Genomic DNA, 13,238 nt, shown 5'->3' on the forward strand with positions numbered 1-13,238 from the left:
GCCCAAAATAGTCAATCGAGCAGCTCAAGCACTCAAGCAGGCTGCATCCAATGCTCGTAATGACAAGGGTTTCATTGGTGCATCGCACCGAGCCAGGCTGACTCGAATGGATACCAGCTGCGCCATCAAAGCCACTGCCCACCAGTTGGCACGACTGGTGTACAACCTGCTAACCAAGAAACAGGCTTATGTCGAAAAAGGTCTTGAGGAATTCGAAGCCAGGAGCCAAGACCGACAGGTCCGGGCTTTGCTTCGCAAAGCCCGGAAACTGGGGTACCAACTGGTGGCTGCCTGAGTGCTTAAAAAACAGTGGGTTGCATTTTGTTTGATGAGAGCGGGCTTGCCCGCGAAGAGGCCGGTACAGGTTCCCTCAATCTCGGCGCCGACGGCGCCCGGTAATCATCGACCAAGGCAGGTTTTCCCGCAGGCGCACGCTCTCGTAAACGGCCGCCAGCACATGCACGCAAACCAGCACCAGCACGGCATCGGCCAACCAGCTGTGCAGATCTGTCGGCCAGTCCTCGCCCCACAAGGCATCCACCTCCTGCGATGCCCATCCGGTCAGGACCAGGCCGACAATGCCGGTCAGCATCAGCAACATCACCAAGGCGCCAATCGGCGAATGCCCCAGGCGATGACAAGGCTCCCCCCGCAGCAGCTTGCGGGCATGCCCCGCCAGGCGCGAGGGGGTTGGCCAGAAGTCGGCCCAGCGCGCGCTACGTGGCCCGACAAAGCCCCACACCAGGCGCAACATCACGCAGGCCAGTGCGTAGTAGCCCAGCCACTGGTGCCAGTCGTCACCTTCTTCGTTGAAAAAGTAATCAGCGAAGAACACGCCGGCGATCGAGAGATGGCACAGCCGCAGGAGCGGGTCCCACAGCTGCACCGTGCCGTTGCTGTTCAATCGTGGTACTCGGACTTGACCGCCTTGCCGGTCACCGGGTCATGGTAGATCTCGACCTTGCGGCCATCCTTGTCGAAACCGTAGATCTCGTAGCAGTTGCCCTTGGTCACCTTGAACTTGTTGATCTTGTAGCCCTGTTCCTTGAGCTGCGCCTGGAATTTTTCCTGGTCTTGCCAGGTGCTTTTGTCCGCGGTGGTGCATTGGGTGGCGGCGAATGCTGTGCTGCTGCCGATCAGGATAAACAGGGCTATCAGGATGCGCATGGGAATGAGCTCCATTCAGTTGGGTGAAGACAGCACGAGAATCAGCTTAGTTGGATAGCGCGATTGGTGCTCATTGATTTGCTTTTCACATCAATCAGAAAGAAAAACAAACTTAACAAATAAGCCAAAGCCACCGATGCTTGGGCATTACGCCCATCGCACGGAGAACAACAACATGAACGACGTGGTCATTGTCGCCGCAACCCGTACCGCCATCGGCAGCTTCCAGGGCGCCCTGGCTACGGTGCCTGCGGTCGACCTCGGTGCCGCCGTGATCAAGCGCCTGCTGGAACAGACCGGGCTGGACCCGGCGCAGGTCGACGAAGTGATCCTCGGCCAGGTACTCACCGCAGGTGCCGGGCAGAACCCGGCGCGCCAGGCCGCGATCAAGGCCGGCCTGCCCTACAGTGTTCCGGCACTGACCCTGAACAAGGTCTGCGGCTCGGGCCTCAAGGCCCTTCACCTGGCCGCCCAGGCCATTCGCTGCGGTGACGCCGAGGTAGTGATTGCCGGCGGCCAGGAAAACATGAGCCTTGCCCCTTACGTGATGCCTTCGGCGCGTACCGGCCAGCGCATGGGCCATGGCCAGCTGATCGACAGCATGATCACCGACGGCTTGTGGGATGCCTTCAACGACTACCACATGGGGATCACCGCCGAGAACCTGGTGGACACGTACAGCCTTAGCCGAGAGCAGCAGGACGCCTTTGCCGCCGAGTCGCAGCGCAAGGCGGTGGCGGCTATCGAGGCCGGGCGTTTCGATGACGAAATCACGCCAATCGTGATGCCGCAGAAAAAGGGTGAGCCCAAAGTGTTTGCGCGTGACGAACAGCCACGCCCGGACACCACCGCGCAATCCTTGGCCAAACTGCGCCCTGCGTTCAAGAAAGATGGCAGCGTTACCGCGGGCAACGCCTCCAGCCTGAATGACGGCGCAGCTGCCGTGCTGCTGATGAGCGCCGCCAAGGCCAAGGCCCTTGGCCTGCCGGTACTGGCGAAGATCGCAGCCTATGCCAGTGCCGGCGTAGACCCGGCAATCATGGGCATCGGTCCGGTTTCCGCGACCCAGCGTTGCCTGGACAAGGCCGGCTGGCAGCTGGCCGAACTGGATCTGATCGAAGCCAACGAAGCGTTCGCCGCGCAAGCGCTGGCGGTGGGCAAGGCACTGGAATGGGATGCGGCACGGGTCAACGTGAATGGCGGTGCGATTGCGTTGGGCCACCCGATTGGTGCATCCGGCTGCCGTGTGCTGGTGACCCTGCTGCACGAGATGATCAAGCGAGATGCGAAGAAAGGCCTGGCCACCTTGTGCATCGGTGGCGGGCAAGGGGTGGCGCTGGCGATCGAACGTTGATCACAGCCTGAGTTGAACAGGCCCGGCCTCTTCGCGGGCAAGCCCGCTCCCTCAGGTAAAGCACAAACCACGAAATTGTGCGGTCCCTATGGGAGCAGGCTTGCCCGCGAAGAGGCCGAGCCTGCCTACAAAGCAACCTCAGCCTTCAGAACCGCTCATCAGCAATCGCCGGCAAAGTCAGCTCACGAACATAGCTGGCCGCCGAAAGCTCCAGTAATGTACGCACCATCAGCACCACATCATGCAGCGGTATCAGCCCCCCTTCCCCACGCACCGCAGCCTCGGCCACCGGCACGTCCAGACCGTCCTCGGTATTCAGGTATCCCAGGTTCAGGCACGTCACCCCAAGGCCCTGCCCCCGATAACCTTCGCGCAACGCCTCGGCGATACCGCGAAGGGCGAATTTTGAGGCGGCGAAAGTCACTTCCGGGCGGCCGTTCTGAGGCAAGCCCGAGGTGGAGCCGGTCAGAATGATCCGTGGTTTTTCGCTTTCAAGCAGCAACGGCAGCAGGCGCTTGATCAGCAGGATGGTTGCCGTGATGTTGCAGTCGACCATGCGCTGCAATTCCACATCACGGTCGTCGAGGAAGCTGTAGTGCGCCTCGAACGCTTCGGCCTCCCACAAGCCGAGGTTGTAGATCAGCGTATCCACCCCGCCCTCGGCCACTGCTTCGGCAATGGCCTCGACGGCGGCAGCGGGCTGGCCGAGGTCGGCCTCGATCCACTGGGTTTCAACCCCCTTGCCCAAGCTCACATCTGCTGGCCGGGTGCGAGAGACACCGACCAATGTGTCACCCGGCTTGCCCAACCCTTCCATGAAGGCCTTGCCCAGGCCCTTGCTGGCGCCGACTACCAGAACTCTCATCGCATCACTCCCTGTCGATTTGAATCGGAGTCGGCATTCTAGGGTGTTTGAGGATCAAGCGGCGATAGCGATCTGTTTCAGCGCGTTATTCAGGGCCTTGACCAGTACAGCCACTTCCTGGCACTTCTGCACCGCCAGGTCCAATGGGCTGTGCAGCAACGCGCAAGATGGCGCCACCCACAGCCGCTCACCCAGACGCTCGTGGGCATCGCGCAGCAGGTCCAGGGTCTTTTCCTGGTCGCAAGGCGAAGCGTTGCGGCCGTCGACCAGGCCCAGCGACAGCACCTTGTAGGCCGGCAGGCGGTCGAGCATGGCGGTGTACTGGTCGGGCGCCTGCACCAGGTCGATGTGCAAGCCATCGACCGGCAGGTTCGCGGCCAGGCCAAGGTTGCCTTCAAGGCCACCCGCGTAAGTGGCGATCAACTTCTTCAAAGGTGCGCGCTGAAGAATGTTGTAGACGCGTTCGTAGGCGTTTTTCCAATCTTGCGGCAACTCAAGGGCGAGGATCGGTTCATCGATCTGCACCCACTCGACACCCAGGGCAGCCAGGCGGTTGAGGGTTTGGTCATACAGCGGCAGCAGGCTGTCGAGCAGCTCCAGCTTGTCGACATCACCGACCTTGGCTTTGGCCTGCCACAGGTAGCTCAACGGGCCCAGCAACACCGGCTTGACCGCATGGCCCAGGGCTGTGGCTTGCGCTACTTCCTCGAAAAGCTGTTCCCAGTTCAGGGCAAACTGCTGGTGGTCACCGGCCAACACCTGGCCGTACCAGGCAATGTCGCCGACTGGCAGCAGTTCAATGCCGGCGTCTTTCTGCACCTGCCACAGCTCGTGATCGCGGCCGGCGCGTGGAAAGCCCAGGTTGTGTGCCAGTGCCATGTCTTGTCCCTTCAGCATGCATAAATGAATGAGGGGATTTTCCGGCTCGCGGACCGTTGAGACAAACTCATTAAATTTGAGATGAACTCAAGATTTCTTCATGATCATGATCATGTCTCAATCAGAGCACCATCCTGCGCATCCGGACATGACCCTGTCCGCCTTGTGCCGCACAATGCCACCCTGACCACACCAGGTACCCGGCCACATGAGCCTGCTGAAAACCGCGCTGCGCGAACAGAATTTCGTCTGCGTGATGGAATTCGTCCCCAAGCCTTCCGCAGAACGCTTCGCCGCCATGGAAGCGATCATGGCCCGTGCACACCTGTGTGGCTGGCCAATGACCATTGCCATCGGCGACCGTGTCGGCAGCCCGCTGGACATGTCGCCGCTGGACGCCCTCGCCTCGTTCAGCAACCCGGTGCCTGCCCTGCCGCACTTTTCCGGCAAGGACCGCGAGCGCCACCACCTGCTCGCCCAGTTGCAACGCATGGACGCCGCCGGCCTCGACCAGCTGTTGCTGCTGACCGGCGACCGCCTGCCCGGCCACGAGCCTGGCCAGCGCCCGGTGCGTTATCTGGAGTCGGTCGCCGCCCTGCAGATCGCTCGCCAGGCTTGCCCACACTGGCTGCTGGGCGCTGCACTGAACCCGTTCAAGTACCACGAGGAAGAAGGCGGCGCCCAGTATTTCAAGGCCGAGAAAAAGCTGGCGGCAGGTGCCGACTTCCTCACCCTGCAACTGGGATTCGATGGGGATAAACACCAGGAAGCCATGCACTGGATGCGCCGCCAGGCCACGCCCAAGCCCATGCTGGCGTGCCTGATGAGCCTTACCCACGGGCGCGCTGCGATGCTCGACCACGTGGCTGGCGTTACCGTCACACCGTCCATGCGCGACATGCTCGAAGCGGAGACCGTGCAGTCCAAGGCCTTTGCCCAGGCACGCAGCGTTGACCGCCTGGCCTTGCAGATCATCGGCGTGAAGCTGATGGGTTACGCCGGCGTGCATCTGTCAGGGGTTCACGAACTCAAACAACTGCTGGCCCTTGAGGCCCGCATCGAACACTGGCAAGCCCGGATCCACACCCTGGATCAATGGGCGCCTGCGTGGCGCGCCAGCTGGCAGATGCCCGGCCTGCCGGCAGTCACCTTCCATCCACCGCAGGCGGGTTGGCGTCAAGGCGAATCACGGGTCGATGCTTCGCTCACAGAAAAAGCGCGCTATCACCTGATGCACGGCATGCATTCATTGCTGTTCAGCCGTCGCAATAGCCTGAGCAAGGCATTTGGCTGGGCGGTGCGCCAGCCGCTGTGGTCCACGCCCGTTGGCGCACAGGTGCTGCACAAGGTGGAGCGCGCAGTGAAACGGCCATTGGTGGGCTGCGACACCTGTGGCCGCTGCCGCCTGGAAGACACGTTGTACATCTGCCCGGAAACCTGCCCCAAGGGCCTGGCCAACGGCCCCTGCGGCGGTACCGCACTGAACCGCTGCGAGTTCGGCGACCGTGAATGCATACACAGCATCAAGTACCGTACGGCCAAGGCCGTTCGGCAAACGGCGGTGCTCACCGAGCGTCTGATCCCCTGCATCGAGGTCGAAACCCGCCACCGCAGCTCATGGCCGCAGTGGTTCGCACCGCAAACGCCGCGCCGGCTCAGCCCGCAGCCAACGCCTCGAAGCCAGCCCGAATCGTAGCCTCTGGCAGTTCATCGGCGATGAACACCATCACGCTTTCGCGGGTTTCACCTTCAGCCCACTCGGCGTCCCAGTCGAAGCCGTAAAGCTTGAGCACACCCTGGAACACCAGCTTGCGGTCCTCTCCGGCAATGTTCAGCACGCCCTTGTAACGCAACAGCTGTTTGCCGTGGGTTTCCAGCAGTTCGTTCATGAAGTCGCTGAGGCGGTCGATGTCCAGCGCAGTTTCCGTACGCAACACCAGCGTGGAAATGCGGTCCGGGGTAGCCGGTTTGAGTACAGGGCGTAACGTCGGCTTCAGGTTCGCACCCAAGTCGGGGTTGAGGTTGAAGCCACGTACATCAAGCAGCTCAGCCAAGTCGATGCGGCCATGTTCGACGACGCGGATAGCCGCCCGGCCATTGATTCGCGCCAGCCGCTCGCGCAGGGCTTCTACCGCAGCCGCGTCGACCAGGTCGGTCTTGCTCAACAGCAAGCGATCGGCAAAGCCGACCTGGGCCTGGGCAATGGTTTGGGTCAGGTGCAGTTCGGCATGAGCCGCGTCTACCAGGGTGATGATGCCGTCGAGGATGTAGCGCTCACGCAGTTCCTCGTCGATGAAAAAGGTTTGCGCCACCGGCGCCGGATCGGCCAGGCCTGTGCATTCGATTACCAGGCGGTCGAAGGCGATTTCGCCAGCGTCCAGGCGTTCAAGCAGCAGGTACAGCGCGCGGGTGAGGTCGCCGTGGATGCTGCAGCATACACAGCCGTTGGCCAGGGTCATCACCTGCACCGGTTCGTCGCCCAGCAGTTGGCTGTCAATGCCAGCCTCGCTGAACTCGTTTTCGATCACGGCGAGTTTCAGGCCGTGCTCGGCCTTGAGCATGTGCTTGAGCAAGGTGGTCTTGCCGGCACCGAGGAAGCCAGTGAGCACGGTTACGGGAATGGGCGTCTGCACGCAGTAAATCTCCTGAATCTGAAATGACTGTGGGAGCCGGTTACCCAGGCTCCCACAGGTTCACACGTGTCGCAGGCTCAACAGCACTTGGGCCCGGACTTGCCACCGTAACGCGCTTCCTGACGTTCGCGGAAAAATTCCTCGTACGTCATCACCGGCTTGTCCGGGTGCGTCTTCTGCATGTGCTCGACATAGTTGTCGTAGTCGGGCATGCCGACCATCAGGCGGGCTGCCTGCCCCAGGTATTTACCCAGTCGACCCAGGTCGTTGAACATGACTGCAGTCCTCTCGATTACGCGTCAGGCAGTGCCTGGAACGGGGTTTCCTTGTCGGTACGTTCCTTGCGGCCCAGGGCGGCATAGCCAACCTTGATGGCGAAGAACAGGATGCTGAACACCACCAGCAGGAACAGAATCGTCAGGCCCGCGTTGGTGTAGGCGTTGAAGATCACATGCTGCATCTGCCCGATGTCCTTGGCCGGGGCCAGTACCTGGCCGGCGTCCAGCGCGGTGCTGTATTTCTTGGCCAGGGCCAGGAAGCCAACGGCCGGGTTCGGGTCGAACAGCTTGATCAGGCCTGCAGCCGTGGTGCAGATCAGCAGCCAGACGGCCGGCACCAGGGTGACCCAGATGTAACGCTGACGCTTCATCTTGATCAGCACCACGGTACCGAGCATCAGGGCGATACCGGCCAGCATCTGGTTGGAGATGCCGAACAGCGGCCACAGGGTGTTGATGCCGCCCAGCGGGTCGATCACGCCCTGGTACAGCAGGTAGCCCCAGAGTGCCACGCAACCCGCGGTAGCGAGCAGGTTGGCCCCCCACGACTCGGTGCGTTTGAGGGCCGGCACGAAGCTGCCCAGCAGGTCTTGCAGCATGAAGCGCCCGGCACGGGTACCGGCGTCCACCGCGGTGAGGATGAACAGCGCCTCGAACAGAATCGCGAAGTGGTACCAGAAGGCCATGGTGTTTTCACCTGGCAACACCTGGTGCAGGATCTGCGCGATACCGACCGCCAGGGTCGGCGCACCGCCGGCACGGGCCAGGATGGTGTGCTCACCGATGTCACGGGCGACGGCTTCAAGCTGCTCAGGCGTAATCAGGAAGCCCCAGCTGCTGACCGTCTGCGCCACCGATGCCACGTCTGCACCGACCACGGCGGCCGGGCTGTTCATGGCGAAGTACACACCCGGCTCGATCACCGAAGCGGCGACCATGGCCATGATGGCGACGAACGACTCCATCAGCATGCCGCCGTAGCCGATGTAGCGGGCGTTGGTTTCGTTGTCCAGCAGCTTGGGCGTTGTTCCCGAGGAGATCAGCGCATGGAAGCCGGACACCGCACCACAGGCAATGGTGATGAACAGGAACGGGAACAGGGTGCCCTTCCACACCGGGCCGGTGCCGTCGGTGAACTGGGTCAGCGCCGGCATTTTCAGCTCGGGCGCGATGATCAGGATACCGATGGCCAGGCCAACGATAGTGCCGATCTTGAGGAAGGTGGACAGGTAGTCACGCGGCGCCAGCACCAGCCATACCGGCAGCACGGCGGCAACAAAGCCGTAGCCCACCAGCATCCAGGTGATCTGCACGCCAGTGAAGGTGAACGCCGGGCCCCACACCGGGTCTGCAGCGATTACACCGCCCAGCCAGATCGAAGCCAGCAGCAATACCACGCCAACGACCGAGATTTCGCCGATGCGGCCCGGGCGGATGTAGCGCATGTAGATGCCCATGAACATCGCGATCGGGATGGTCGCCATCACCGTGAACATGCCCCACGGGCTTTCGGCCAGGGCCTTGACCACGATCAGCGCCAGCACCGCCAGGATGATGATCATGATCAGGAAGCAGCCAAACAGGGCAATGGTGCCCGGAATGCGGCCCATCTCCTCGCGCACCATGTCGCCCAGCGAGCGGCCGTTGCGGCGGGTAGACAGGAACAGGACCATGAAGTCCTGCACCGCACCGGCCAGCACCACACCGGCAATCAGCCACAGCGTGCCGGGCAGGTAGCCCATTTGCGCGGCAAGCACCGGGCCGACCAGGGGGCCTGCGCCAGCGATAGCGGCGAAGTGGTGGCCGAAAAGAATGTGTTTGTTGGTCGGGACGTAGTCCAGGCCGTCGTTGTTGAGCACCGCCGGCGTGGCGCGCCGCGGGTCGAGTTGCATCACCTTGGTGGCGATGAACAGGCTGTAGTAACGGTAGGCAACCAGGTAGATGGCCACTGCCGCGACCACGATCCACAAGGCGTTGATCGCCTCACCGCGCCGCAGGGCTACCACACCCAGCGCGCAGGCCCCTATGACTGCCAGCGCCAGCCACGGAATGTGGCGTAGCAGGCTATTATTGTTGTTCATGGTTTGCTTCCAGCTGGTGGATTGGAAAGACCGCCCACCGAGTCTAGGGCCAGTCATCGCGCATTGCCACACTTGCTTTGGTCTAGAGCCTCTGCGGCCAGATTGCGGTACCTGATGCACATACCACTCTAACTATAGTCAGGATGTCACCTTAGGACCTACCCGAGGACCCATGCCATGAGCGATCACGACGAACGCCGCCGCTTCCAGCGTATCCAGTTCGACGCCCCCACCCGGCTGTGCCAGGGCGAACGCTGCTGGGAGGTGAAATTGCTCGACCTGTCCCTCAAAGGGCTGCTGGTCGAATGCCCACAACCGTGGGATGCCGACCTGACCCAGGACTTCGAAGCGTACATCCTGCTCAACGATGAAGTGACCGAGGTGCAGATGCAGGTCGAGCTGCGCCACGAAGAACCCGATCGCCTGGGCTTCATCTGCCTCTACATCGACGTCGATTCGATGACCCATTTGCACCGTCTTGTGGAATTGAACGTGGCTGACAGCACCGAAATGATGCGTGAGCTGCGCGAACTCATCGAATAATGAAATCTCTTAGCTAGCTAATAGCTCTCCCGCCTGACGTTTCCTGTCTACCCAGACAGCTTTAAGCCTGGGTAGCAGCACTTTGTACACACCCCTCTAGCACCGCTTTCGATGAGTTGGTACGCCTTCTGCATTGGGTTTTTGCACACCCAGCGGTCGCCCGTGTACGCGCTCCGATCAAAATATTGTATACAATTCTTGTGGCAATCATTTGTAGGAAATGTCTACAGTAGCGACACAACAATAAACAGAGAGCCTGCTCCATGACTACGTCCCCTAGCACGTCTCCCACCAAGCGCCCCGAGGATGAAAACCTCGGGCTTGGTGCCAACCTGGCCTATGGTCTGCAGCATGTGTTGACCATGTACGGGGGGATCGTCGCGGTACCCCTGATCCTGGGGCAGGCCGCTGGCCTGAACGGTGCCGAAATCGGCATGCTGATCGCGGCCTCGCTGTTTGCCGGTGGCCTGGCCACCCTGCTACAGACCTTGGGGCTGCCGTTCTTCGGTTGCCAGTTGCCGCTGGTGCAGGGCGTGTCGTTCGCCGGTGTGGCGACCATGGGCGCGATCCTCAGCAGCGAGGGCGGCGGTGGCTTGCCGGGCGTGCTTGGCGCGGTCATGGCGGCATCGCTGATCGGCTTTCTGATCACGCCGGTGTTCTCGCGCATCACCAAGTTCTTCCCGCCACTGGTGACCGGTATCGTCATCACCACCATCGGCCTGACCCTGATGCCGGTGGCCGCACGCTGGGTAATGGGCGGCAACAGCGCCTCGCCAGAATTCGGCAGCGTGGCCAACATCGGCCTGGCCGGGCTCACCTTCGCCATCGTGCTGCTGCTGAGCAAGCTGGGCAGCGCGACCATCTCGCGCCTGTCGATCCTGCTGGCCATGGTGGTCGGCACGCTGATCGCCTGGGCGCTGGGCATGACCGACTTCAGCAAGGTCACCGAAGGCCCGATGTTTGCCTTCCCGACGCCGTTCCATTTCGGCATGCCGGAATTCCACATCGCCGCGATCCTGTCGATGTGCATCGTGATCATGGTGACCCTGGTGGAAACCTCGGCCGACATCCTCGCCGTAGGCGAGATCATCGATACCAAGGTCGACTCCAAGCGGCTGGGCAATGGCCTGCGCGCCGACATGGCATCGAGCATCCTGGCGCCGATCTTCGGCTCGTTCACCCAGAGCGCGTTCGCCCAGAACGTTGGCCTGGTGGCCGTGACCGGGGTCAAGAGCCGCTATGTGGTGGCTACCGGTGGCGTGATCCTAGTGGTGCTCGGCCTGCTGCCGATCATGGGCCGGGTGATTGCCGCCGTACCTACCCCGGTATTGGGCGGCGCGGGCATCGTGCTGTTCGGCACCGTGGCAGCCAGTGGTATCCGCACCCTGTCGAAGGTCAGCTACAAGAACAACGTCAACCTGATCATCGTCGCGGCCTCGCTGGGCTTCGGCATGATCCCGATTGCCGCGCCGACCTTCTACCACCACTTCCCGAACTGGTTCGAGACCATCTTCCACTCGGGTATCAGCTCGGCGGCGATCATGGCCATCCTGCTGAACCTGATCTTCAACCACTTCACCACCGGCAACTCGGAAAACCAGTCGGTGTTCGCTGCAGCCTACGAGCGCACCATCCAGTACTCGGACATTTCTGCATTGCGTGATGGCGACTACTTCAAGGATGGCAAGCTGTTCGACGCTGAAGGCAATGAGGTGCCGATGCTGGAGGTGGACGAGCATGGCAATGAAACAGTCAGGCGGGCGGCGGTTGCTGAGCATTGACTGCTGACTGAGCGGTGAAGTGGAGGGGCCGACGCGCATCGTCGGCCCCTTTTTCGTTTTCCTGCACTGGCCCTATCGCCGGCAAGCCAGCTCCCACAGGATTTTCACTGCCCTTGAAGGCTGTGCTGTACTTGTGGGAGCTGGCTTGCCAGCGATAGGGCCGGTACAGGCTATAAATTACTCGAACAGTGCATCCAGAGCCTGCTCCAGCCGGGTCACGGCAATCACCTGCAACCCCGCCGGCGGTTCTTTCGGCGCATTGCCCTTGGGCACGATGGCACGCTTGAAACCGTGCTTGGCCGCCTCCTTCAACCGCTCCTGGCCACTGGGCACAGGCCGCACCTCGCCCGACAAACCAATCTCGCCAAACACCAGCAGCCCATGGGCGAGTGGCCGGTTACGCAAGCTGGACATCACCGCCGCCAGCAACGCCAGGTCCGAGGCTGTTTCCAACACCTTCACCCCGCCCACCACGTTGAGGAACACGTCCTGATCGTGGGTCGGAATCCCGCCGTGGCGGTGCAACACCGCCAACAACATGGCCAGGCGGTTCTGGTCCAGGCCCAGGGTCACCCGCCGAGGGTTGGCCAGGTGGCTGTCGTCGACCAGTGCCTGCACCTCGACCAGCATCGGCCGGGTGCCCTCCCAGGTCGCCATCACCACACTGCCCGGCACTTCTTCCTGGGTACGGTTGAGGAAGATCGCCGACGGGTTGGACACCTCTTTCAGGCCGCGGTCGGTCATGCCGAACACACCCAGTTCGTTGACCGCGCCAAAGCGGTTCTTCACCGCCCGCAGCAAGCGCAGGCGGCCATCGGACTCACCCTCGAAATACAGCACGGTGTCGACCATGTGCTCCAGTACCCGCGGGCCGGCCAGCGAGCCTTCCTTGGTCACATGGCCGACCAGGAAGATGGCCGTGCCGCTTTGTTTCGCGTAACGCACCAGCAGCGCCGTGCTCTCACGCACCTGGGCCACGCCACCGGGCGCTGATTGCAGCTGCTCGGTGAAGATGGTCTGGATCGAGTCGATCACCATCACCCGTGGCTTCTCGACGCGGGCTGTGGCGATGATGGTCTCGATGCAGGTTTCGGTCATCACCTTGAGCTGGTCCTGGGGCAAGCCCAGGCGCCGCGAACGCATGGCCACCTGCTGCTGCGATTCCTCACCCGTCACATACAGTGCCGGCATGCCCACGGCGATGTTGCACAACGTCTGCAGCAGGATGGTCGACTTGCCGATGCCGGGGTCGCCACCAATCAGCACCACCGAACCATCCACCAGGCCTCCACCCAGCACGCGGTCCAGTTCAGTGCTGCTGGTGGTGAAGCGCGGGATCTCCTCGACGCTGACTTCGGCCAAGGTCTTGATCTGTGCCTGCTGCCCGGTCCAGCCGGCGCGGCCGCTGCTGGGCGCCGCCGCGCCGCCGCTCTCGATCATGGTTTCGACCAGGGTGTTCCAGGCCCCGCATTCGCCACACTGGCCTGCCCATTTGGGGAAGGTCGCGCCGCACTCGGTGCAGCCATACAAGCGCTTGGCCTTGGCCATGGGTGGGGTCTCCTGGAAAAAACCGCCATGATAGCCGAGCCGAACGTGTCTCGAACGCTTCGGGATGCGACAAAACTATTCGTTCCAACTGCAGTCAGTAGCCCTGAAC

At 62.1% G+C, this 13,238-nt stretch carries 12 protein-coding genes and 1 pseudogene; 5 read left to right on the plus strand and 8 right to left on the minus strand.

The genetic code is table 11. From position 1 onward, the window contains the following. Positions 1–295: pseudogene (locus N436_RS27070) on the plus strand (IS110 family transposase); the annotation flags it as partial. Between the two features lie 75 nt (positions 296–370). Here N436_RS27070 and N436_RS27075 read toward each other — a convergent pair. Together N436_RS27075 and N436_RS27080 are read right to left on the minus strand one after the other, a co-directional pair. Beyond that, positions 371–904, minus strand: a complete 534-nt coding sequence (locus N436_RS27075) for a cytochrome b/b6 domain-containing protein (protein WP_110742398.1) — start codon at positions 902–904, stop codon at positions 371–373. Next, positions 901–1,167 carry a PepSY domain-containing protein gene (locus N436_RS27080; protein WP_105947006.1) on the minus strand — a complete coding sequence of 89 codons (267 nt, stop codon included), beginning with the start codon at positions 1,165–1,167 and terminating at the stop codon, positions 901–903. Before N436_RS27080 ends, N436_RS27075 begins: the two co-directional genes overlap by 4 nt. A gap of 175 nt (positions 1,168–1,342) precedes the next feature. Here N436_RS27080 and N436_RS27085 point away from each other — a divergent pair, with 175 nt between their 5' ends. Then, the gene (locus N436_RS27085) at positions 1,343–2,521 is read left to right on the plus strand and encodes an acetyl-CoA C-acetyltransferase (RefSeq protein ID WP_110742422.1); all 1,179 of its coding nucleotides are present in this window, start codon (positions 1,343–1,345) and stop codon (positions 2,519–2,521) included. Positions 2,522–2,666: 145 nt separating this feature from the next. Here N436_RS27085 and N436_RS27090 read toward each other — a convergent pair whose 3' ends face one another. Further along, the gene (locus tag N436_RS27090; protein WP_110742399.1) at positions 2,667–3,386 is read right to left on the minus strand and encodes an SDR family oxidoreductase; all 720 of its coding nucleotides are present in this window, start codon (positions 3,384–3,386) and stop codon (positions 2,667–2,669) included. A gap of 54 nt (positions 3,387–3,440) precedes the next feature. Beyond that, positions 3,441–4,265 (minus strand): 5-methyltetrahydropteroyltriglutamate--homocysteine methyltransferase, encoded by an 825-nt coding sequence (locus tag N436_RS27095; protein ID WP_105947009.1) that lies wholly within the window; start codon positions 4,263–4,265, stop codon positions 3,441–3,443. Between the two features lie 208 nt (positions 4,266–4,473). Between N436_RS27095 and N436_RS27100 the strand changes: the two genes are divergently transcribed. After that, positions 4,474–5,961, plus strand: a complete 1,488-nt coding sequence (locus N436_RS27100; RefSeq protein ID WP_110742400.1) for a methylenetetrahydrofolate reductase C-terminal domain-containing protein — start codon at positions 4,474–4,476, stop codon at positions 5,959–5,961. Here N436_RS27100 and yjiA read toward each other — a convergent pair. The 3 genes from yjiA to N436_RS27115 form a co-directional block, all read right to left on the minus strand. Next, on the minus strand, positions 5,921–6,898 hold the full coding sequence (gene yjiA, locus N436_RS27105; protein ID WP_105947011.1) for a GTPase: 978 nt from the start codon (positions 6,896–6,898) through the stop codon (positions 5,921–5,923). The genes N436_RS27100 and yjiA overlap by 41 nt on opposite strands. A gap of 77 nt (positions 6,899–6,975) precedes the next feature. After that, on the minus strand, positions 6,976–7,173 hold the full coding sequence (locus N436_RS27110) for a YbdD/YjiX family protein (RefSeq protein WP_016713459.1): 198 nt from the start codon (positions 7,171–7,173) through the stop codon (positions 6,976–6,978). A 17-nt stretch (positions 7,174–7,190) separates the two neighbouring features. Next, complete coding sequence (locus N436_RS27115) at positions 7,191–9,257, minus strand: carbon starvation CstA family protein (protein ID WP_016713458.1); 2,067 nt, start codon at positions 9,255–9,257, stop codon at positions 7,191–7,193. Positions 9,258–9,434: 177 nt separating this feature from the next. On the opposite strand from N436_RS27115, the gene N436_RS27120 reads away from it, so the two are divergent. Then, positions 9,435–9,800 carry a PilZ domain-containing protein gene (locus tag N436_RS27120; RefSeq protein ID WP_019098816.1) on the plus strand — a complete coding sequence of 122 codons (366 nt, stop codon included), beginning with the start codon at positions 9,435–9,437 and terminating at the stop codon, positions 9,798–9,800. 263 nt (positions 9,801–10,063) lie between these two features. Next, positions 10,064–11,581, plus strand: coding sequence for a nucleobase:cation symporter-2 family protein (locus N436_RS27125; RefSeq protein WP_060499985.1), 1,518 nt, complete (start codon positions 10,064–10,066; stop codon positions 11,579–11,581). A 177-nt stretch (positions 11,582–11,758) separates the two neighbouring features. Here N436_RS27125 and radA read toward each other — a convergent pair whose 3' ends face one another. Continuing rightward, the gene (gene radA / locus N436_RS27135) at positions 11,759–13,129 is read right to left on the minus strand and encodes a DNA repair protein RadA (protein WP_012274175.1); all 1,371 of its coding nucleotides are present in this window, start codon (positions 13,127–13,129) and stop codon (positions 11,759–11,761) included. Between the last annotated feature and the right edge of the window lie 109 nt (positions 13,130–13,238).

Origin of the sequence: Pseudomonas sp. RV120224-01b (assembly GCF_003208145.1) — a bacterium.
Lineage (GTDB): Bacteria > Pseudomonadota > Gammaproteobacteria > Pseudomonadales > Pseudomonadaceae > Aquipseudomonas > Aquipseudomonas monteilii.